Source organism: Mycolicibacterium neoaurum (genome assembly GCF_036946495.1).
GTDB classification, from domain to species: Bacteria; Actinomycetota; Actinomycetes; order Mycobacteriales; family Mycobacteriaceae; genus Mycobacterium; species Mycobacterium neoaurum_B.
On record NZ_JAQIIX010000002.1, the window covers coordinates 4,064,821 to 4,082,996 of the forward strand.

Annotated in this window: 28 protein-coding genes and 4 tRNA genes; 15 read left to right on the forward strand and 17 right to left on the reverse strand. The window is 64.0% G+C overall.

The features are described 5' to 3' along the window. Positions 1-6: 6 nt before the first annotated feature. On the reverse strand, positions 7-675 hold the full coding sequence (locus PGN27_RS25010) for a class I SAM-dependent methyltransferase (protein WP_335328529.1): 669 nt from the start codon (positions 673-675) through the stop codon (positions 7-9). Between the two features lie 24 nt (positions 676-699). On the opposite strand from PGN27_RS25010, the gene PGN27_RS25015 reads away from it, so the two are divergent. Both PGN27_RS25015 and PGN27_RS25020 read left to right on the forward strand, forming a co-directional pair. Beyond that, positions 700-885 (forward strand): hypothetical protein, encoded by a 186-nt coding sequence (locus PGN27_RS25015; RefSeq protein WP_019511834.1) that lies wholly within the window; start codon positions 700-702, stop codon positions 883-885. A gap of 229 nt (positions 886-1,114) precedes the next feature. After that, the gene (locus PGN27_RS25020) at positions 1,115-2,167 is read left to right on the forward strand and encodes a 3-deoxy-7-phosphoheptulonate synthase (RefSeq protein ID WP_335328530.1); all 1,053 of its coding nucleotides are present in this window, start codon (positions 1,115-1,117) and stop codon (positions 2,165-2,167) included. Positions 2,168-2,172: 5 nt separating this feature from the next. On the opposite strand, the gene PGN27_RS25025 is transcribed toward PGN27_RS25020, so the two are convergent. After that, the gene (locus PGN27_RS25025; protein ID WP_335328531.1) at positions 2,173-2,718 is read right to left on the reverse strand and encodes a DUF1697 domain-containing protein; all 546 of its coding nucleotides are present in this window, start codon (positions 2,716-2,718) and stop codon (positions 2,173-2,175) included. 56 nt (positions 2,719-2,774) lie between these two features. On the opposite strand from PGN27_RS25025, the gene PGN27_RS25030 reads away from it, so the two are divergent. The 9 genes from PGN27_RS25030 (at position 2,775) to PGN27_RS25070 (ending at position 7,982) form a co-directional block, all read left to right on the forward strand. Further along, complete coding sequence (locus PGN27_RS25030; protein WP_241471641.1) at positions 2,775-3,206, forward strand: type II toxin-antitoxin system Rv0910 family toxin; 432 nt, start codon at positions 2,775-2,777, stop codon at positions 3,204-3,206. Positions 3,207-3,225: 19 nt separating this feature from the next. Then, entirely contained in the window at positions 3,226-4,122 is an 897-nt protein-coding gene (locus PGN27_RS25035; RefSeq protein ID WP_335328532.1) for an extracellular catalytic domain type 1 short-chain-length polyhydroxyalkanoate depolymerase, read from the forward strand. Positions 4,123-4,159: 37 nt separating this feature from the next. Beyond that, entirely contained in the window at positions 4,160-4,465 is a 306-nt protein-coding gene (locus PGN27_RS25040; RefSeq protein WP_030135146.1) for a hypothetical protein, read from the forward strand. A gap of 25 nt (positions 4,466-4,490) precedes the next feature. Continuing rightward, positions 4,491-5,309: a hypothetical protein gene (locus tag PGN27_RS25045; protein ID WP_335328533.1), complete on the forward strand. Its 819-nt coding sequence runs from the start codon at positions 4,491-4,493 to the stop codon at positions 5,307-5,309. A gap of 52 nt (positions 5,310-5,361) precedes the next feature. Beyond that, positions 5,362-5,550 (forward strand): hypothetical protein, encoded by a 189-nt coding sequence (locus tag PGN27_RS25050; RefSeq protein WP_131701330.1) that lies wholly within the window; start codon positions 5,362-5,364, stop codon positions 5,548-5,550. A 20-nt stretch (positions 5,551-5,570) separates the two neighbouring features. Then, positions 5,571-6,296 (forward strand): Rv2253/PknI dimerization domain-containing protein, encoded by a 726-nt coding sequence (locus PGN27_RS25055; protein WP_335328534.1) that lies wholly within the window; start codon positions 5,571-5,573, stop codon positions 6,294-6,296. Positions 6,297-6,439: 143 nt separating this feature from the next. Further along, positions 6,440-7,000 carry a hypothetical protein gene (locus PGN27_RS25060; RefSeq protein WP_335328535.1) on the forward strand — a complete coding sequence of 187 codons (561 nt, stop codon included), beginning with the start codon at positions 6,440-6,442 and terminating at the stop codon, positions 6,998-7,000. 368 nt (positions 7,001-7,368) lie between these two features. Beyond that, the gene (locus PGN27_RS25065; RefSeq protein WP_335328536.1) at positions 7,369-7,596 is read left to right on the forward strand and encodes a hypothetical protein; all 228 of its coding nucleotides are present in this window, start codon (positions 7,369-7,371) and stop codon (positions 7,594-7,596) included. 50 nt (positions 7,597-7,646) lie between these two features. After that, positions 7,647-7,982, forward strand: a complete 336-nt coding sequence (locus PGN27_RS25070; protein ID WP_335328537.1) for an LppA family lipoprotein — start codon at positions 7,647-7,649, stop codon at positions 7,980-7,982. 763 nt (positions 7,983-8,745) lie between these two features. Here PGN27_RS25070 and PGN27_RS25075 read toward each other — a convergent pair. Together PGN27_RS25075 and PGN27_RS25080 are read right to left on the reverse strand one after the other, a co-directional pair. Continuing rightward, on the reverse strand, positions 8,746-9,540 hold the full coding sequence (locus PGN27_RS25075; RefSeq protein WP_335328538.1) for a hypothetical protein: 795 nt from the start codon (positions 9,538-9,540) through the stop codon (positions 8,746-8,748). A gap of 52 nt (positions 9,541-9,592) precedes the next feature. Beyond that, the gene (locus PGN27_RS25080; protein ID WP_335328539.1) at positions 9,593-9,793 is read right to left on the reverse strand and encodes a hypothetical protein; all 201 of its coding nucleotides are present in this window, start codon (positions 9,791-9,793) and stop codon (positions 9,593-9,595) included. Between the two features lie 118 nt (positions 9,794-9,911). Between PGN27_RS25080 and PGN27_RS25085 the strand changes: the two genes are divergently transcribed. Continuing rightward, on the forward strand, positions 9,912-10,085 hold the full coding sequence (locus PGN27_RS25085; protein WP_335328540.1) for a phage major capsid family protein: 174 nt from the start codon (positions 9,912-9,914) through the stop codon (positions 10,083-10,085). After that, a complete protein-coding gene (locus PGN27_RS25090; RefSeq protein ID WP_335328541.1) occupies positions 10,085-10,252 on the forward strand; it encodes a hypothetical protein in 168 nt (55 codons plus the stop codon). Before PGN27_RS25085 ends, PGN27_RS25090 begins: the two co-directional genes overlap by 1 nt. Before the next feature lie 423 nt (positions 10,253-10,675). Here the strand turns inward: PGN27_RS25090 and PGN27_RS25095 are convergent, their stop codons facing one another. The 4 genes from PGN27_RS25095 to PGN27_RS25110 form a co-directional block, all read right to left on the reverse strand. Further along, complete coding sequence (locus tag PGN27_RS25095; protein ID WP_335328542.1) at positions 10,676-10,990, reverse strand: hypothetical protein; 315 nt, start codon at positions 10,988-10,990, stop codon at positions 10,676-10,678. 37 nt (positions 10,991-11,027) lie between these two features. Further along, entirely contained in the window at positions 11,028-11,846 is an 819-nt protein-coding gene (locus PGN27_RS25100) for an AbiJ-NTD4 domain-containing protein (protein WP_335328543.1), read from the reverse strand. 143 nt (positions 11,847-11,989) lie between these two features. Then, positions 11,990-13,149, reverse strand: a protein-coding gene (locus PGN27_RS25105) for an IS3 family transposase (RefSeq protein ID WP_335326992.1) whose coding sequence is annotated in 2 segments (ribosomal slippage) — positions 11,990-12,858 and positions 12,858-13,149 — 1,161 coding nt in all. Because the reading frame shifts where the segments join, the coding sequence is not laid out codon by codon here. Between the two features lie 227 nt (positions 13,150-13,376). Beyond that, the gene (locus tag PGN27_RS25110; RefSeq protein ID WP_335328544.1) at positions 13,377-14,378 is read right to left on the reverse strand and encodes a hypothetical protein; all 1,002 of its coding nucleotides are present in this window, start codon (positions 14,376-14,378) and stop codon (positions 13,377-13,379) included. Between the two features lie 206 nt (positions 14,379-14,584). Between PGN27_RS25110 and PGN27_RS25115 the strand changes: the two genes are divergently transcribed. Beyond that, on the forward strand, positions 14,585-14,833 hold the full coding sequence (locus PGN27_RS25115) for a hypothetical protein (RefSeq protein ID WP_335328545.1): 249 nt from the start codon (positions 14,585-14,587) through the stop codon (positions 14,831-14,833). 255 nt (positions 14,834-15,088) lie between these two features. Here the strand turns inward: PGN27_RS25115 and PGN27_RS25120 are convergent, their stop codons facing one another. The 9 genes from PGN27_RS25120 to PGN27_RS25160 form a co-directional block, all read right to left on the reverse strand. Continuing rightward, positions 15,089-15,211, reverse strand: a complete 123-nt coding sequence (locus tag PGN27_RS25120; protein ID WP_335328546.1) for a hypothetical protein — start codon at positions 15,209-15,211, stop codon at positions 15,089-15,091. Beyond that, positions 15,208-15,351: a hypothetical protein gene (locus tag PGN27_RS25125; RefSeq protein WP_335328547.1), complete on the reverse strand. Its 144-nt coding sequence runs from the start codon at positions 15,349-15,351 to the stop codon at positions 15,208-15,210. Before PGN27_RS25125 ends, PGN27_RS25120 begins: the two co-directional genes overlap by 4 nt. Then, positions 15,348-15,575 carry a hypothetical protein gene (locus tag PGN27_RS25130; protein WP_335328548.1) on the reverse strand — a complete coding sequence of 76 codons (228 nt, stop codon included), beginning with the start codon at positions 15,573-15,575 and terminating at the stop codon, positions 15,348-15,350. Before PGN27_RS25130 ends, PGN27_RS25125 begins: the two co-directional genes overlap by 4 nt. Continuing rightward, the gene (locus PGN27_RS25135; RefSeq protein ID WP_335328549.1) at positions 15,572-15,913 is read right to left on the reverse strand and encodes a hypothetical protein; all 342 of its coding nucleotides are present in this window, start codon (positions 15,911-15,913) and stop codon (positions 15,572-15,574) included. Before PGN27_RS25135 ends, PGN27_RS25130 begins: the two co-directional genes overlap by 4 nt. Before the next feature lie 122 nt (positions 15,914-16,035). After that, positions 16,036-16,110, reverse strand: a tRNA-Val gene (locus tag PGN27_RS25140). 13 nt (positions 16,111-16,123) lie between these two features. Next, a tRNA-Cys gene (locus tag PGN27_RS25145) sits at positions 16,124-16,197 on the reverse strand. Between the two features lie 27 nt (positions 16,198-16,224). Further along, positions 16,225-16,297: transfer RNA gene (locus PGN27_RS25150), tRNA-Gly, on the reverse strand. 95 nt (positions 16,298-16,392) lie between these two features. After that, entirely contained in the window at positions 16,393-16,809 is a 417-nt protein-coding gene (locus tag PGN27_RS25155) for a DUF6636 domain-containing protein (RefSeq protein ID WP_335328550.1), read from the reverse strand. Between the two features lie 22 nt (positions 16,810-16,831). Then, a complete protein-coding gene (locus tag PGN27_RS25160; protein ID WP_335328551.1) occupies positions 16,832-17,845 on the reverse strand; it encodes an alcohol dehydrogenase catalytic domain-containing protein in 1,014 nt (337 codons plus the stop codon). A gap of 146 nt (positions 17,846-17,991) precedes the next feature. Between PGN27_RS25160 and PGN27_RS25165 the strand changes: the two genes are divergently transcribed. Beyond that, positions 17,992-18,063, forward strand: a tRNA-Val gene (locus tag PGN27_RS25165). The last annotated feature ends 113 nt before the right edge of the window (positions 18,064-18,176 follow it).

The following is an 18,176-nucleotide window of genomic DNA, read 5'->3' on the forward strand; positions in this document are numbered from 1 at the left end:
GGTCGCTCACGTGGAGACTCCTTGCTGGCGGGTGGGTTTGCGGGCGATCAGATACCCCTGCGGTGTCGATTCGACACCGTCGTCGTCGGGCGTGCGGACCAGTTGGGCATACATCGGGAGGCCCGCGGCGCCCAGTGAGTCGGCGACCGATTCCGGGCGGCGGCGTTCGAAGACCAGATCGACGTGTTCACCGAACGCCTCGGTGAGATGACGCGGTTGATCACCGACCTGGAAGGCCAGCAAGACGATTCCGCCGGGGGCCAATACGCGGTGGAACTCGGCGAACACCCCGGCCAGGGCGTCGTCGGGTACGTGGATGATCGAATACCACGCGCACACTCCGCCGACGCTTTCGTCGGGCAGCGGCAGCGCGGTCATCGAGCCGACGGTGAAATCGACACTCGGGCACGCTCGGCGTGCCTGGTCGATCATGTTGGGCGACAGATCGATTCCCGATACCGCGGCGCCGTACTCCCGCAGGATCGCGGTGGCCGCGCCGGTCCCGCAGCCGACGTCGACGACGGGCCACCCCGCCGGCACCGAATCGGCGAACGCCCGTAGCATCGCGCGGTCGACCGGCTTGTCGTTGAGGTGGGCGGCGAAGGCGTCGGCATAACCGGCAGCCGTGCGGTCATAACCGGCTCGGGTGCGCTCCAGGAACGAGATGTCAACCATCGCTGCCGAGGTTACTGTCGCAGTATGCGTATCGCGGTGTTGTGCATCGGAATCGTCCTGGCGGCCTTCGGCACCCTGTTCGCGCTGCAGGGTTTCGGCGCCGTCGGAGGCAGCCCGATGAGCAACACCACCACCTGGTCGGTGCTCGGTCCGCTGATCGCCCTGATCGGTGTGGGCATCGCCGGTTATGCGTGGCGGCTCAAGCCGTGACGCTCGGCCCGCTTTGGCCCGTGCGCGGCGGGCGTGTAACCTGTCCGTCGTGAACATCGGTGTATGCGCCGCCTATTGGCGCTTTATCAAGGCTCCGGGCGGAGCCGATAAAGCGTTGACCTAACCGCGCATCCACCCGGAGCCCAGGCAGTGACCACAAGGTCGCTGCCTTTCGTCATTACGAGGGCGCCGAAAACTCACGCAGGTGCCCGTAGCAGGAAGGCACCCCATGAATCTGGCGCAGATCGCCACCGCACCCGCGACATCGGACCGGCGGATCCGCAGTTTCAGCGAGATCCCCAGCCCGCACGATGTGCTCACGGAGTTCCCGCTGGGCGCGCGGCGGGCCGAGCGGGTGGCGCGCGACCGCGACGAGATCGCCGACATCCTGGCCGGTCGCGATGACCGCCTGCTCGTCGTGGTTGGACCGTGCTCGGTGCACGACCCCGAGGCCGCGCTCGACTACGCCGGCCGGCTGGCCACGGTGGCCGAGGAACTCGCCGACCGGCTCAAGATCGTCATGCGGGTGTACTTCGAGAAGCCCCGCACCACGATCGGCTGGAAGGGTCTGATCAACGATCCGGGCATGGACAACACCTTCGACGTCACGCGGGGGCTGCGCACCGCGCGCCAGTTGCTGCTCGACGTCATCGACATCGGTCTGCCGGTCGGATGTGAATTCCTCGAGCCCACCAGCCCGCAGTACATCGCCGACGCCGTTGCCTGGGGCGCCATCGGGGCCCGCACCACCGAATCGCAAGTGCACCGGCAGCTGGCCTCGGGTCTGTCCATGCCGGTGGGATTCAAGAACGGCACCGACGGCAACATCCAGGTCGCCGTCGACGGTGTGAATGCCGCTGCGGCCCAACATGTCTTCTTCGGGATGGATGACATGGGCCGGGGTGCGCTGGTGAACACCGCGGGCAACGAGGACTGCCATGTGATCCTGCGCGGCGGCACCGGCGGACCCAACTACGACGCCGCCGCGATCAATGCGGTGGCCGACAAGCTGGTGGCCGCCGGCCTGCCCGGTCGGGTCGTCATCGACTGCAGCCACGCCAATTCCGGCAAGGATCACATCCGGCAGGCCGTCGTGGCCGCCGAGGTGGCCCAGCTGGTGCGCGACGGGCTGCCGGTCAGCGGTGTCATGTTGGAGAGCTTCCTGGTGGCCGGTGCCCAGTCGCCGGATGCCAAGCCGCTGACCTACGGCCAGTCGGTCACCGACAAGTGCATGGATTGGGCCACAACGGATCTGGTGTTGCGCGAGCTCGCGCGTCGCTGAACCGGCTAGCCCTGCTCGTCGAGCAGGGCCAGCAGGGCCTGGGTGGTCTTCCAGTTCCGGATCGTCATGTGCTTGTACTCGGCGGTGGTGGTGATCTTGCTCAACCTGCTCTTGGTCCGTTCGGCGCTCAGCCGGGCGAAGTACACCACCCCGGTGCCCGGCCAGGCCTGATCGACCCCGTCGCGCAGCGTGACGATATCCATCACACGCGCCGCGGTCAGGGGTGCCTTGAGGAAGATCGCGTCGGAATGGAACGTGTCGGGGTCGGCCCCGAAACCCTTGGGCGCCTTGGTGACCACGTTGCGCAGTTGGCGGTGTGAACGGACGACCACGACCAGCGGAACGCCGAACGCCTTCTCCAGGATGCCCTCGATGGCGCTCTCCAGGTTCGCGGGATCGTCGTCGGTGTCGAACAGCACGTTGCCCGACTGGATGTAGGTGCGCACGTTGTCGTAACCGTGCGCGTCGAGTGTGGCGCGCAGATCCTTCATCGCGATGATGTTCTTGCCGCCGACGTTGATTCCGCGCAGCAGCGCGACGTAGCGGGCCATCAGCCGAACTCGACGTTGCTGCGGTGCATCGCACCGAAGCTACTAGCATTCCGCCCATGGCAAAGGTCGAACTTTCCCGCGAGCTGTCGATCGACCCGCAGACCGCATGGGACCACGTGTCGAACCTCGACGAACTGGGGGACTGGCTGGTCCTGCACGAGGGCTGGCGCAGTGATGTGCCCGACGAACTGTCCGCCGGCACGACGCTGATCGGGGTGGCCGGCGCGAAGGGCATGCGCAACAGGGTCACCTGGACTGTCCGCAAGTTCGACGCTCCACGGCTGTTGGAGGTCACCGGCAAGGGGGTCGGCGGGACCAAGTACGGGCTGAAGATGGCCGTGAAGCCGACCGCGTCGGGGTGCGCGTTCACCGTCACCATCGACCTGGGCGGGCCGCCGCTGTTCGGTCCGATCGGTGCGGTCGCGGCACGCACCGTCAAGGGCGATATCGAGCGGTCGGTCGACAAGTTCGAGTCGCTGTACGCCTGAAGCATCTAAGCTCGGCCACGTGTGGGGGAGACGCGCCGCGGCGTTGCTGGTGGGCCTGGTCTGTGTGCTGGCACCGGTGCCGGTGGCCGCCGCTGACGCGCCGGTGGCACATATCGACTTCGGTGGGCTGAGTCGCACCTATCAGGTGCATGTGCCGCCAGGGACGCCGAAGGGGCTGGTGCTCAGCCTGCATGCCGGCGGGCAGACCGGCGCGCAGCAGGCCGCGCTGACCGACTTCGATCCGGTGGCCGATCAGCACGGTTATGTCGTGGTCTATCCCGATGGGATCGACTTCAGCTGGGCCGACGGGCGCGGCGCTTCGGTGCCCGACCGCACCGGCGTCGACGATGTCGGATTCCTGGTGACGTTGGTGCAGCGGCTTTCGGCCGACTACGGGATACCGCCGGGACGGGTGTTCGCCACCGGGTTGTCGGCGGGCGGCTTCATGGCGAACCGGTTGGCGTGTGAGCGTGCCGACGTGTTCGCCGCCATCGCGACCGTCGGTGCGTCGCTCGGGACCAATGTCGGGTGCCATCCGTCGCGCCCGGTGTCGGTGCTGACCATCCACGGCACGCTGGACCCGATCGTGCCCATCGGCGGTGGGCCGATGATGGGCCGCGGTGGGGCGAGCACCGTCCTGGCGGCCACCGCGCTGGTCGACAGTTGGCGACACCTCGACGGCTGTGACGCGGATCCGTTGATCGAACCGCAGCCCGGCGTCGATGCCCAGTTCGTCGAGCGGGTCAGTTATCGCTGCGCCGAGGGTTCGGCGGTGGTCTACATGCGGGTCGACGGCGGTGGGCACACCTGGCCCGGGGCGCCGGAGATACTGCCAGCCAACCAGGTGGGCCCAGCGATCCGGTCGTTCAGCGCCTCCGAGTCCGCCGCGGTGTTCTTCGACGAACACGGGCGCTGACTTCCGCCGACCTACGTTTCGAACATATGATCGAACGGTGGGTGAGATGCAGTCCATCGGGTACGGCGGGCAGCCCACGCGCGAGGTGTTCCGCCGGGTCGATCCGCCACAGACCGTGCTGGTCGATCTGGCCGCGCTGTTCCCACGCCAGCCGCACTGCCGGTGGGGCCGTCAGCACCCGCTCGGGCTGCAGATGCACAAGGTCGTCGAGGCGCAGCTGACCTGCTGGGGGTTGTGCGAACAGGGTGCGTGGTGGGGCCTGGTCACCTACCCGGTGCGCTTCGGGGCACGGGAACGACCGGTGACGCATTGGGTTCCGGCCTGGATGCTGACCCTGGGCTGACGGTGGTGGGTGAGATGCTGCTTGCGTGGCAGATAACGCGGTCGACGATGTCGTGAAGGACCGGGCGGTGCAGTACAACATCGCCCTGACGGTCCTTGCGGTGCTGACCGCGGTGGTGGCGCTGCTGACCAATCTGACCGGCGGCGGCTGGGAGCTCGGATTGCGGATCACGACCGTCGTGCTGGCCACGGCCACGGCCGTCACCGGGTTGTTCAAATTCCGCAACGAGCGTGCCTACAAGGCGCAGCAGGAGGGGCAGAAGGCCGATCTGGAGCAGGCGTTGCGTGCCGAGTCGCGGCGGACCTCGCTGCTGATCAACGGCGCGATGCTGGGCACCGCCGACAAACTGCGCCGGTTCGCGGCCATGGACCAGACCGCCCGGGATCGCGAGATCAGCGGGTTCCGGTCGTCCATCGTCAGCAAGGTGTGCGACCTGATGCAAAGCGATGCGCCGCGTGCCGCCTACTTCCGGGTGCAGCGCCGTCCCGGCGGTTCCCGGGTGATGACATGTGGGTCCTATGTCGACTCGATCAACCGCGAGGATTCCTTCACCAGTGAGTTCGTCGAGGGGACTGGGGGTGATCAGGGCGTGTGGACGCTGATCGACCATGGTGACGTCGAGAGCAGCAATGACACCGATGCGCACATCCCGGAGACCTGGGATGTCAGCAGGGGGCGCATCTACAAGTCGTTCGTGTCGGTGGCGGTGCGTGCCGACGTGGCCTTCGGGATGCTGACGGCCAACACCTTGGAGAAGGATGGGTTCAGCGCGTCCGATATCGCCTCGATCAAGATCCTGGCGCACCTGTTGGCCGCGGCCGAGGCGACGGGGCGGTCGCGATGACGCGGGGGACGGGTTCGCCCGTGTTGTCGGATGGCGCCGCTAGGCTGACGGTATGTCGAGGAAGGGAGTGCAGACCATGGCTCGTGCCGTGCAGTTCCACGACGATGACATGAAACGCGCCTGGGAAGAGGCGATCGTGGCCGAGCGGGAGGCCGAGTTGCATCCCGAGCGCACCGCCGAGCGTCGGCGCCGGCTGATCCGCTGGGTACAGGCGCGCGATCTCGCGGCGTCGGTCGCGTAGCGGTCCAGGCGCAGTCGGGCATGCCCGAGCCCTCGGGTGGTGAGGATCCCACCGGCTACATGGCCGATGCCGGGTCGCCCACCGAGCTGGCCGGCGTCGCCGATGCGGACACCCAATCGGCGTTCGCCTGGGGGCTGGATGAGGAACCCGAACCACAAGCACCACGCACGCTGAGCCCGTCGGTGATCACCGCCGGTGCCGTGGCGGCGGCCGTGGTCGTGATCGCCGCGGCGTCGGCGGTCGCGGTATGGGCATTGCGCGATGATCCGGTGAGCGCGCCGGCGCCCCGGCCGGATCTGCTCAACGGGGTGTATCACGTTGAATACCAACCGGACCGGGCCACGACGTCGGGTACCGACCGTCCGGTCAGCTGGGGTGTGCAGGGTGCGCCGACCCAGGATTGGCTGACGCTGACCACCACATGTGCCGACGGACCCTGTATCGCCAGCGGGGAGGTGCTCGGCCCCGACCGGCAGCGGAGGGCCGGAGCGCGGACGCTGTCGTTCCAGCTCACCGACGGGACATGGCGCGATATCGCGCCGGCCCGGGTGAAGTCCACCTGTCGTTACGCCGACGGATCGATCGCCGGTGAGTCGTGGACGACGGTGACCCTGGGGTTCACGCCGCGTCCCGACGGCACGTTCACCGGTGAGCTGACCACGGTGGTCGACACCAATGAGTGCGGCGATCAGGGGAACACCGTGGTGACGCCGTTGACGGCGGCCCGGGTGGGGGAGGCGGTGTGAAAGTGCGTAGGTGCAAGGTCAGGGTTCCATGTGCGTAGGCAAGCGGCTCCAGGTTCTGGCCGAGCTCTGATTGGCCGAGAACCAGTGTTGAGCTGCCAATCTTCTGAATGGCGGCACTATCGCGAGGCTGGTATCTAGGACTGGTGAGGCTGGCGCAAGAGTGGTCGAGTTTCTTCACAGTGCTTGCCTCGGTGTCGGCGGCTGTAATGGCGTTGTTATTCGTGGCTTTGCAGACTCAAGCAGATCGTTGGCGCGCCGCACCTCTTCGTCGTTTGGGCGCGGTAAGGAATCTCATTGAGTTGTCGTCGCCTCTAGTAGTGAGCCTCACCGCCCTGTTGCCCGGAGGATCTTGGCGAGTGGGCGGCACGATCGTCGGGGTTGTCGGTTGTGCCACCGTGCCGTATTACGTTCACGTTTTCCGTAGGGAATGGAACCGTGGCAGGGACAAGATCGGTATGTACGAGTGGATTCAGGTTTCGCTTGGCACTGCTTTTCTGTCAGGTGTTTTTGGCTCTGTGCTCATCTACTCGCTTATAGGAACTCATGAAGCAATGGTTTTGGTATCGAGCGCGTCGATTTGGAGCCTCGCGTCGGGCGTCATGCAAACTTGGTATTTGCTCGCGTCTGATAATCCCGCCCTGACCTGTAAGCCTTCGCTTGCTCGAACCCAGCTGAGTGACGGCGGCTCGCCGCGTGGCGAGTGACGGTAAAGCAGACTCTGACTAGCTGAATCTGACGCCATAGAGCTTGGTTTGACCGATGGTCGCTATCAAGGGCCGGAGTGATCAGGGGAACACCGTGGTGACGCCGTTGACGGCGGCCCGGGTGGGGGATGAGGTGTGAACTGCGTAGGTGCAAGGTCAGGGCTCCATGTGCGTAGGCAAGCACCGAAGTTGGATAGAACCCAAGTTCGTTTGCGGAACCCTGACCCGCACTCAACGAGAACTATCCGATTGGATGCGTCCTCGCAGCTGAATATACCCAATCGTGGCTGAGATCACACGCCGAGGGTCGAGCGCCGAAAGTTTGCCGGTCTAGCTGTCGGGCATGCAGACCCTGGAGGCTGACGAGGATGAGTGCCGTGAAAACCGCCCTTGCCGTTGTCGTGGTGTCGACGTTGGTACTGACGGCCTGCGGAGCGACAAGCGGAGACCACGGTGGGGCAGTGTTGACCAGCACCGAGAGCAGCGATCCGGAAGCCACCTTGTGGACGAGGCCCTCGTTCGAGGATGCGCAACGGCAATACCGTGCGGCCGTTCAGGACTGGGCCACCCAGATCGCGTCGATGTTGCGACGTTGACTGGAACCCACCCCGGAACTACCTGCTCACTTTTCGACCGGAGCTGACAGATGTCACCGGGTTTGACCTGGCGGGTGAAAGAGGACAGCTGGGGAGGATGCACCGGCGGGTACGCCCACACACCGGGGGTCCATGCCTGTATCTACGTCGCCTTCGATGGCCCGATACCCGATGCGGCGTGGCCGTCGGCGCTCGACGTGGTGCAACGGGGCGCCGCACAGCTCGGCGCCACGGCGGCAACCACCACCGTCGACCGGCCAGGGGATCACATCGTGATCTTCTCTGGCACCGACGGGAGCACGGTCGAATTCGGAACCAAGGCCGCTGGGGTGTTGTCGGCGAAGTCGGATTCTCGGCTGCGGCGGGCGGATATGTCGGGGAAGTAGACCTTTCGGTACTCAGCTAAGCCGCCCGATAGTCACCGACATTGCCTTCGCGGGCGAAGTCGAGCAGAGGCCGGGTCAGGACGGAGCTCCCCGCGCCGATGTTCCCGACAGTCAGAAGCACTTTCACTCTGTAGCGCAGCTTGGCCTGACGGAGGAGCTGTAGGAATGGAGCGAATTTGCACGTCACTTCGGCGTGGTCGTGGTGCCCACGATCGGTCGCGTATCAGCTCACCGGTGACGGTTGCATTCGCGCGCAACGGAAGACGCAACGATCAGTATATGAGCGGCGCCGAAACATCAACGGCCTCTCACTTCCGAGAGGGTTGATGACGTAGCCTATCGATACGCCACCGGGGTCGATCTCGATACCGACGTGGCACGGATGATCGCGCCTTACCGAAAGCAATCGTGGATGGCAGTGTGAAGTAATTCGGCGCCGCCGTCCTCACGTTCGTCACCGTCGGCGAGGATTTGAACGACCGCGACAAGCACAACATGCCGGCCAAGGTCCGCACCGGAACAGACGTGCCCGGGTCCCGCCTCCGGCCGCGGAGTTCCGCGGCGAGGGGAACCGAGGTCGTCGCTGATCAATGGTGCTCCACGTGTCCGCCGCACCCCGCAGTGATCGCCGAGAAGTCCACCGAGAGGTGGTGGTCGACGGGTTAACCTTGCAGATCGTCGGGTTGCCGAGGGTGTTCCCGGATGGCTAGGGGAGACCGTACAAGGTGTCCGTTACTCGCGAGCGACTGGCGGGCTGACCCCTCTAGCCCGGCGGGGGCGTCGGCACGGGCGGCTGAATCACCACAGTTGTTTTGTTGATGACCGTGGTGGGAGTGTAGTTGATAGTTTGGTTCACCGTGCCGCCATCGGACGGCTGTTGATTCAGAGTTGCTCGGTACTGAAGAATTGTAATCAAAAACGTTATGAGAACGATGCACAGTTCGATGTAGACCACGATGTCAGAAGGCGTGCGCGGTCGCGCATTTGGCACCTCTAGCGATACCTGTTCGATCTTCTCCGCAGCCACCCCGGTCACCAGGTGGCCGGCTATCGCTGCCAGCTCGGCCAAACGCATCTGCATATGGCTGCCTAGTAGTTCGGGCATCTGTAGGCGCGCACGCTCGGTGATCGGCGCCAGCCGGCGTACGGTCTCGGCAACGTGCTTGTCCATGAGCGCCTGAAAGGGCGCCATGACCTTCTCTGTGTCAACTAGATGCGCAACCGGCAGCCTGGCTGTATCGGCCAAGATTCGGCCGATTTCCCGATGGAACGGTTCCAGCGCTTTGGCCATGTCGCGGTTCAAGAGATTCATTGCCGGCGCGTGATCGCGATTGAGATCGGCTAGAGATTTGACCAGTGAATTATGTGGCGCCGGATCTCCAAACAAGGCCAGATGTGTGGACGGCCGTCCAAGCTTTCCGAGGTGGTGCGCAGGTCCGCCGATCAATGACTCATGGATTGCGGTCGATATGGATTCAGCGGCGTGGCTCACATGCACCTCCGGCAGGATGTCGATGAAGCCCAGTCTAAGGCGCACCGCCGACAGCTCGGCCTCCACTGACAGAATACCCCCGGCCAATGAATGACCTGGGTGTCGGGTGTGACAGCAATTAGTGTGTGGTGCGCTCGATATGGTCGGTCAGTGCTACTGGCGTTGCGTAGACCTGTTCACCATTCCGGGCTTGGAACACGACCAGCGCGCCGTCCGTGGCGAAGCGGTCAGCCTCGATCTTAATCGGGTTCCGCTCGTTGAGCATGTACAGGTTGAAGCCGCCCACAGGACTATTACCTCCATCGTTGACGTTGGCCACCAACGGTAGTCGGCACGCCCGACAACGAAACACGTCCGGCCATTGGATGTCCGGGAGTATTTGTGGCGACGAACTTTGAGCTAGGGCGCCCTCCTGTGAAGGCGGGCTGGCCACGGCGGTGATCGGCGACTGGAACTTCGCCAAGCTCTGGGTCCGCGAGGACATGCGTCTGGACACTGATTTCGGCGGCGAGCTGTTCACGAAGAACCAGTTCGTCCTCCGTGCCGAGATGCGCGTCGGCTGCGGCCCGCTGCGGCCGACTGCATTCCGCGCCGTCGACCTGACTGCCTAATGCTGGATGACGACGGCCGCGACTACGTCGATATCGCGGATTGCGCGAAGCGTATGAACATCAGCGAAAAGCAGGTGCGCGCCCTCGTGTGTCGTCGCGTGCTGCGCGCCGTGAGCTACGGCCTACGGGTAGAGCCCGCCATCATCAGCGGAGCGGTCAAACCGTAGAACGGCAAAGCGGCGGGTAGTGATGGCACCACCCCTTTGGTCTTGAGACCCTGGGGTGGTGCCATCACCGTATTCCTAAAGGCGCGTCATCCCGTAGATCTGCAGAAGCAAAGCAGCGCCCGTAATCGCTGCACCGATTGTGCTGCCAGTGTGGGGCTATAGCCCGATTGCACTGACGCAGGCTGCCACTGAAAGTGTTGACACGCCCATGATGGCTCCGGTTCGCCGCCTAGTTGGCGCGCGTCCGTGCTGGTCGTCGTTGGGGTCCTCAGAGACCATTTAATGGTCCTCTCGTCGATCCTTTGCCGGTTCAGAGAGGGTTTGAGATTACGCCCGTGTAAACCTGGACGCGCCATGTCAACCGGCGCAACAGGTTACGTGCCGGTGAACTCTCGCCACGGGAGTCAACTCCGCGCGATTCGATCAGTCGTCGCGCTCGCTCTCGCACTCCTGGCAGCACATCTCAGAAACCTGCGTGTCGTACGGCTCTGCTCGCTGCAGGACGTAGAACTCGCTGTAGTGAAATCCGATGCGTGCGCCGCGCTTGCAGACTCGGTTCGTCCAGCGGGTGTACTGCTTTGTGGACGACATCCTCGCCCCTTTCGTCACGATGGTGGATAGTGACTTCGACTGGGCGAGGTTCGAAGATTCATCAACGGTACAACTGAGGTCCGACAATATGCTGCGGGCGCGCCGTTCCGGTTCGGTGTCGGTTGCCACCGCTACCATTCCGGCCATGAACACATTCCTTCGATGATGCGGCGGCGGGTTTGGGCTAGTTCGCCAGGATGCTGGCGACGAGGTTGACGAACGCAGAGCAGGTGATCAAGAAGTACTGCGCGATTGGCTGGTCGGGATCGGAAGTGCCGTCGCGGAGCGCATGGCGGATCCCGCCGCTATCGCTCGTGTAGCCGTAGATTCGCTTCCACCCTTCGATCAAGGCTGGATGAAGCGGATTGGTGCTGCCGCGCTGGACCGCGCTCAATGCCTCGGCGAGCGTCCCATTATCCCTGCCGGCGAGGGCCTGGGCTGCTGCCTCTGCGGCCGACATTGCTTCGTGAATCACTTTGGCGTAGTTGGGGTTATCTCGTACTGAGTGCAACTCGACGGCACGCTTGATATGCCTGCGGGCACTCTCCAGAGGCGAATGGGCAGCTTCTAACACGGAGGCCACTTCTTCGGTGCTCGTAACCGGCACGACCTGGGTATCGATCACGCGGTAGCCCACTCGGTTGAGCGTGAACAGAAAGTTCACTTGTTCGAGAAGGTTCGTGCGGTCCTCGGTTCGTTGAACGACGAACTCGATCAGATCCAGTATCTCGTACCACTCACCTTCGATGACCAGGCGGCGCATCTCCCGGTAGAACGGTGTCTCGCCGAAATGGTGCCTGTCCTTTCCTAAATGAACTGCCCAGATCACGTCTTGCTCGACGGGCATGTACCGGGCCTCCAGCAGCTTCGGAACAACAAACATGTTCCAGAGATCCATGCGAGTGCGTTCGTCTAGCGACTCGGTCTGGACGATCGGTTCAAACGGTCTGAACCCGCGCCGTTCCGAAAACGTTGGCCTACGTCCTCCATCGTCGTCCGTCACTGCGCAGCCCCCGTCGTCGTCTTCGGTTGATCAGTCGACGGTGATTATTGAGCGATCGGCGAGGGGTGTTTGCAGAACTGGCTAATCGAGAGCACGGTCACACGGGACTGCCCCGGGTTCAGTTGACTCGCGGGGTGTGAACTTCAGGCCGCGGTTGCGACCGGTGTGTGGAGCAGTTCGAACTCTATCGGGGTGAGCCTGCCGAGGGCGCGTTGTCGCCGGCGTCGGTGGTAAGTCCGTTCGATCCAGGTCACGATTGCCAGGCGTAGTTCGGCTCGGGTGGCCCAGCGTCGCCGGTCAAGTACGTTGCGTTGCAGCAAGGCGAAGAACGACTCCATAGCGGCGTTGTCCCCGCAGGCACCGACGCGTCCCATTGATCCATGTAAACCGTTGTGCGACAGCGCGTGGACGAATTTTCTGGATCGAAATTGACTGCCTCTGTCAGTGTGAACGATGGTCGCGACAGGTGAGCGCAGAGCCACGGCGTGATCGAGGGCGGCCACGGCCAACGAAGACTTCATCCGTGAGTCGATCGAGTAGCCCACGATGCGGTTGGAGTAGACGTCTTTGATGGCGCACAGGTAGAGCTTGCCCTCGTCGGTGCGGTGTTCGGTGATGTCGGCCAGCCAGACCTGGTCGGCAGCGTGGGCGCTGAACCGACGTTGCACGAGGTCGTCATGCACCGGCGGTCCGGATCGACGGTTCAGCCCTCGCTTCTTGGCGAAGATCGACCAGATCCGCTCCTGGGAACACAGCCGGGCGACACGGTTCTCGCCGGCGATGATTCCGCGCCCGGGTAGCTCATCAGCGATGAACCGGTAGCCGAAAGCTGGATCGTCGGCGTGGATGTCGCGGGCCGCGTTGATCAGATGTGCGTCGTCCCAATCCCGCTGCGAGACCGGTGCTTTGCGCCATTTGTAGAACGCCTGGGTCGAGAATCCCAGGACCCGGCAGGTCACCGTGACGGGCACGCCGTCCGCGGCAAGGTCGAGGACCAGCGGGTACATCATTTTGGGTTGGCGTCCCGCGACAGATATCCGACTGCGCGGCGCATCACCTCGGCCTCTTGCTCGAGGAGTTTGATGCGCTTGTGCGCCTCGCGCAGTTGCGCAGCCATGTCCTCAGCATTGGCCGGTGAGGCGGGCTGGCTGCGGCCGTCCTCCCGGTCGGCGATTTTGAGCCAGCGGTGCAGGCAGGCCTCCGAGATGCCGAAGTCCTTGGCGATCTGGCGCAACGGCGCCTCGCCCTTGCGGGCCACGGCGATGACGTCGGCTCTGAACTCGGCAGGAAACGGTGTCGGCACGAGATTGATCCTTCCAGCAAGGACGAATCCTCACAGGTCAGGAGTCAACCAAACTGGGGTCAGTCCCAACCGACTCCCGCATATCTTGAATCTTCTTCGCCATGGTGGCGAGGCCGTCCGAGAACGCCATTCGTGAATCTCCCCCTAGATAGTTAGCTCTAGCGGCAAACTCTAAATGACGAAGGCGACAACGCGGAGCAGTTTCGGGTTCGCACCGATGGGCCGCCCTACGGGACCGGCGGGGGTGGAGACTGAACTGTCGGCGGCGGTGTCGGCACGACGGTGATGTTCGTGACGTGTGTAGGGCCGTTGTTGATGGTCACCTGGCCGGGGGTGTCGTGCTGAGTTGGTGGCTGTGGCGGATTCTGTGGACCCAAGATCAACACGCAGAGCGGGATTAGCACTACTGCTAGGCCGATTATCGCCGAAAGCAGATTGATGTAGGCGTTCAGCCGGTCAGGGGTGGTGCGACCCGTCGAATCTGACAGCGCTGCGGATGCTTGCTTGACTACGTCGGCGAGCACCGTAGGCAGGATGTCGGCGACGGCGGCCGCATGTCGACGAACCTCGTCGCTCGGCGGGATGGAAGAGTTTGCAAGAGAAGTGATCTCGTGCAGCAACTCTTCGCCGGGTAGCGAGATCGTTTGCGCCATCTCGGCCAGTTCGATTAGGTCGCGCTGCGTAGGGGCAAATGCTTTGGCCATGTCGGCTAGTTGGCGATGGAGGTCTTCCTGAACCGGCATGACGACCTTGGCCATGTCGGCTAGTTGGCGATGGAGGTCTTCCTGAACCGGCATGACGACCTTGGCCATGTCGGCTAGTTGGCGATGGAGGTCTTCCTGAACCGGCATGACGACCTTGGCCATGTCGGCTAGTTGGCGATGGAGGTCTTCCTGAACCGGCATGACGACCTTGGCCATGTCGGCTAGTTGGCGATGGAGGTCTTTGTGCACGGGTAGGACGACGCTGGCTGCGCTAGCGGCCAGGTCGCCGATCTGACGTTGCATCTCTTCGAAGACCGGCATAGCCAGCAACGCCGTATCGGCTAGTTGTTGGAGGTCGTCGTGGATCGGCATGACCACTTTCGCCATTTCGGCTAGTTGGCGATGGACCGGTTCTAGCTCGCTGTCCAGATTGGGTATGGACGACCGGATTGTTTCCCGCACGCCTGGAGTTGCCATGACGGATTCGCGAATCGCTGTCTTCTGGCTCTGAGTGAGCTCGGGCACCTGGCACCTCCGGCCGCTGATCTATAACACTCCAACTTAACGTCTTGCAGCGACATTCTCATCAAGCCACGCCGGGTAGCTCGGTGTAGCACCACCAATTCGGCTCAGCACCACCAGGGAGCCCGCCTCACACTGGCGGTGCTCGCCCTCAGCGCGCGCCATGGCCCGGGCGGTAGGCCCGCGACCGGCGAATAGGGTATTGAGCCGTGAACGAACAAGACTGGGTCGACCGCATTCTGACGATTGCCGGCGCGAGCCTCGAGGACCTAGAGACCGCAAAGCTATTGGTGGGCAAGGACACCATCGCCGCGGAGATTGCTGAAGGCGAAGCGGTGCAACGCCTTGTGCAGCTTGAGGCCTTACAGATTCGTCGCGCCGCGGGTGGAGAAGACTACGAAATTGCGAAGCTCGGTAAGGGTCCAGGCTTCAAGAACTGGCCTGTGCAGAACGACTAGGCGACAGGCAACGAAGGGCCACCCCGGCCGTAGGGGCTACCGGGCTGGCTCTCTTCATGGTGACTCTAGGTCGTCGGCGGATCGGCCGGCCGCACCAATTCGGAGCCTTCCGCCTCATCTGCCGGGACCTCAAAGAGCCAACTGATCGCCTTCCACTGCGTTGGCGTCAGTATGACCTCGTTCGTTCCATCCATGTTGGTCACGGTAAGCCCGCCGTGGTGTCGAGATGGGTAGCCACACCGAAAGCAGAAGCCATCATTGGAACGCTCGCCAGATTGCCGCGATGCTCCACGCGATGATGTAGCAGACGGCCACCGTCACCTGCACGACGGCAATAAGCACGAGCAGGAACACCACGCCGAGCATAAGGAGAATCACTGCAACCTCCGGCCGGTCTCTTCGAGATACGCTGCCCACTCCCGAATGGCGCACTCGGTGTCGATGATCGTGTCGATGAGCAACTCCGGTTCGTCGCCGCTCAACCCGTACTCGACGGCCAGTCGGCCCGTGGCGCTCATTGCACGCCCTGCGCGAACGGATGGGGGTTGCCGCTCAATTCGTCCGCGCGCGTGAACATCTCGATTCGCACCGCCGCCGCGATCAGCGCGTCGATCTGGTCGACCAGTTCCAGCACGCGGGCCCGGTGCCCGCCGACGAGGGTATCCGCGGCAGCTTGCACAGCCTGCTTGGCCCGCAGCAACGCGACTTCGCAGTCCTCTATCCGCGCCAAGGTGGTGCTCATCGGGCCGGCTCGCTGAATAAGGGCACGAGGGCGGCATCGGCGTCAACGATCTCGGCATCGGCGATGGCAGCCTGCAGCGCCTCCACAATCTGGCGCGCGGTGCGGATCGACAGGATGTCGGCGGTGACGGTCGACGACAAGAGCAGGCCGACCGTCAGCTCATCGTCGACGGGGGAGCGCCAGCCGCCGGCCGCGACGGCTACGCGGACGCCGGCTTCGGCGACGATCTGCTCGGCCGCTCGCCAGTCGACGAATCCGGTTCCGTCGACATTGACGACTGCCGTGACCGTGGGCTCATAGCTGGCCGCGTCTGACAGTTCTTTCCAACTGGGAGACATGATGTGTGACCTTCCGTGTCAACGGAAGTCCACTCGTGCCGGGATCAATCAGTGATGTGGTGCAGAAGTGGTGCAAAGTTTATCTAGCTTGACTTGCTACAACTTCGGACCTGCGTAGAACGTGGTGCGCGATACTGGGATTGAACCAGTGACCTCTTCCGTGTCAGGGAAGCGCTCTCCCGCTGAGCTAATCGCGCCGGGGGTCGAACTTGGAGGTGGAGACGGGAATCGAACCCGTGTGCACGGCTTTGCAGGCCGTTGCCTCACCACTCGGCCACTCCACCATTGGGGTTGATGCCACTGCACCTTCGAGCGGATGACGGGATTCGAACCCGCGACCCTCACCTTGGCAAGGTGATGCGCTACCAACTGCGCTACATCCGCGTGCTCCGAGTGAGATCGTCACCCGGTGCGGATCAGAACATTAGTCCAACCCCACGCGTAACCACAAATCACTCGAAACATGCAGGCAATCAGGCCTAAAACACCTGGTAAACCTGGCGTGAGATCGAGAAGCCGTGTCCGCTGCCGCTCTCCCGGCACGACATCGCGCTCTCGGTGCTGGTGCAACTGAGCGCTCCGCGCGTGATGGTCTGCCCATATCCCAGGACATCGGGTCCGCCCAGCGTCGTATCCCCAGCACAGACGAACGTCGCGGGCTCGCCGACGGCCATCTGCAGGCCCTGACCGTAATCAAACTCACAATCGGCCGGCCGGGCCGGCGGCGCCCAATCTCGCTCGGCGATATCGCAGCGCACATAGTCCGCATCCAGCACGCACCCGACGTTGCCGCTCGGCGAGCGGAAATGTGCCAGGTCTTGCGCGACGGCAGGGCTCGCCCACACGATCGTCGCGGCACCGGTGAATGCAAGACCGACCGCCACCCGAAGGATCATGGCGCAAATCTAACTCCCCAGGTCAGACCGTGAGCACCATTCGGTACCGGGCCTTGCCGGTATCCATCGCCGCGTAGGCCTCGGCCGCCTGCGCCAGCGGCAGCTCCTGGATGCGGGCCCGCACCCCGGACTGCACCGCGAACTTCATGGTGTCCTCGACATCGCGCGCGGTTCCCGACGGATGCCCGGTGATGCTCACCCCCGGCGTGATCAGCTGCAGCGGGCTCACCGGCAGCAGATCGGGTGTCACCCCCACCACGATCAGCTCACCGCGGGGCAGCAGCCCGCCGACAGTGTCGGCCATCGCCTGGGAGTTGGCGGCCGTGGCCAGCACCACCTGCACCCCGCCGAGCGCCTGCAGCGCCTCGCTGACATCACCGGCCTTGGAGTCGACGTAATGATGCGCCCCGAGATCCAGGGCGTCCTGCTTCTTGTCGGCCCCGCGCGCGATCGCGACGGTCTCGAAGCCCATCGCCCTGGCGAACTGCACGCCTAGATGCCCGAGGCCGCCGACGCCGAGCACGGCCACCCGGTCACCGGGCCTGGCGCGCGTCTCGCGTAACCCGTGGAACACCGTGACACCCGCACACGCCATCGGGGCGGCCTCGGCGAAGGACAGGCCCTCAGGGATGCGGGCGAGCGCGCTCGCTGGTGCCGTGACCGACTCGGCATAACCGCCGGGGTAGTGCCAGCTGGGGATCTGGCCGTTCTCGCAGTGAATGAAATCGCCCTTGCGGCACTGGGTGCAGTACCCGCAGTTGCCGCCGAACCAGCCGACGGCCACTCTGTCACCCACGGCGAAATCCTGCACGCCGTCGCCGATCTCGGCGATGGTGCCGGCGATCTCGTGGCCCGGCGTTAGCGGCCAGCTCAGCCCGGGGAACCCGCCGTTGACGAAGGCGTGGTCGGTGCCGCAGACCCCGCAGGCCGCTACCGCGATGCGGACGTGGTCGCGGCCCGGCGACGTGGTCTCGACGTCGGTGAGTTCCAGCGGCGCTCCGGCCGATGCGACATGTACCGCTTGATGACGTGCCATCTTGTTCCTCGCTCCTCGGTGGTGGTGTCATATACATACCCACGCATGGGTCGATCGAGAGCACGGATTCGCCGATAATGGCGCCACCGTGACCAGCGGATTCCAGCTGGCAGGTAAGTGCGTGCTAGTCTTCGTCCTCGTTCCCCGGTCTCGTAGCTCAGGGGGAGAGCGTCCGCCTCACACGCGGAAGGTCACTGGTTCGATCCCAGTCGGGACCACAGCAATGCCGCCCGCATGGGCGGCATTTTTGTTTGGTGGCTAGCGAGCGTCAGCAAAGGCCGTCCCGTCATGGGCCGCTCATTCAAGGATTCACCTCGCGGTTGGCCGAGTC

Coding starts and splice junctions, on each gene's coding strand:
- PGN27_RS25010 (WP_335328529.1), bottom strand. CDS start 675: ATGGTTGACATCTCGTTCCTGGAGCGCACCCGAGCCGGTTATGACCGC.
- PGN27_RS25015 (WP_019511834.1), top strand. CDS start 700: ATGCGTATCGCGGTGTTGTGCATCGGAATCGTCCTGGCGGCCTTCGGC.
- PGN27_RS25020 (WP_335328530.1), top strand. CDS start 1,115: ATGAATCTGGCGCAGATCGCCACCGCACCCGCGACATCGGACCGGCGG.
- PGN27_RS25025 (WP_335328531.1), bottom strand. CDS start 2,718: ATGGCCCGCTACGTCGCGCTGCTGCGCGGAATCAACGTCGGCGGCAAG.
- PGN27_RS25030 (WP_241471641.1), top strand. CDS start 2,775: ATGGCAAAGGTCGAACTTTCCCGCGAGCTGTCGATCGACCCGCAGACC.
- PGN27_RS25050 (WP_131701330.1), top strand. CDS start 5,362: ATGTCGAGGAAGGGAGTGCAGACCATGGCTCGTGCCGTGCAGTTCCAC.
- PGN27_RS25055 (WP_335328534.1), top strand. CDS start 5,571: ATGCCCGAGCCCTCGGGTGGTGAGGATCCCACCGGCTACATGGCCGAT.
- PGN27_RS25065 (WP_335328536.1), top strand. CDS start 7,369: ATGAGTGCCGTGAAAACCGCCCTTGCCGTTGTCGTGGTGTCGACGTTG.
- PGN27_RS25070 (WP_335328537.1), top strand. CDS start 7,647: ATGTCACCGGGTTTGACCTGGCGGGTGAAAGAGGACAGCTGGGGAGGA.
- PGN27_RS25090 (WP_335328541.1), top strand. CDS start 10,085: ATGCTGGATGACGACGGCCGCGACTACGTCGATATCGCGGATTGCGCG.
- PGN27_RS25095 (WP_335328542.1), bottom strand. CDS start 10,990: ATGGCCGGAATGGTAGCGGTGGCAACCGACACCGAACCGGAACGGCGC.
- PGN27_RS25125 (WP_335328547.1), bottom strand. CDS start 15,351: ATGAGCGCCACGGGCCGACTGGCCGTCGAGTACGGGTTGAGCGGCGAC.
- PGN27_RS25130 (WP_335328548.1), bottom strand. CDS start 15,575: ATGAGCACCACCTTGGCGCGGATAGAGGACTGCGAAGTCGCGTTGCTG.
- PGN27_RS25135 (WP_335328549.1), bottom strand. CDS start 15,913: ATGTCTCCCAGTTGGAAAGAACTGTCAGACGCGGCCAGCTATGAGCCC.
- PGN27_RS25155 (WP_335328550.1), bottom strand. CDS start 16,809: ATGATCCTTCGGGTGGCGGTCGGTCTTGCATTCACCGGTGCCGCGACG.
- PGN27_RS25160 (WP_335328551.1), bottom strand. CDS start 17,845: ATGGCACGTCATCAAGCGGTACATGTCGCATCGGCCGGAGCGCCGCTG.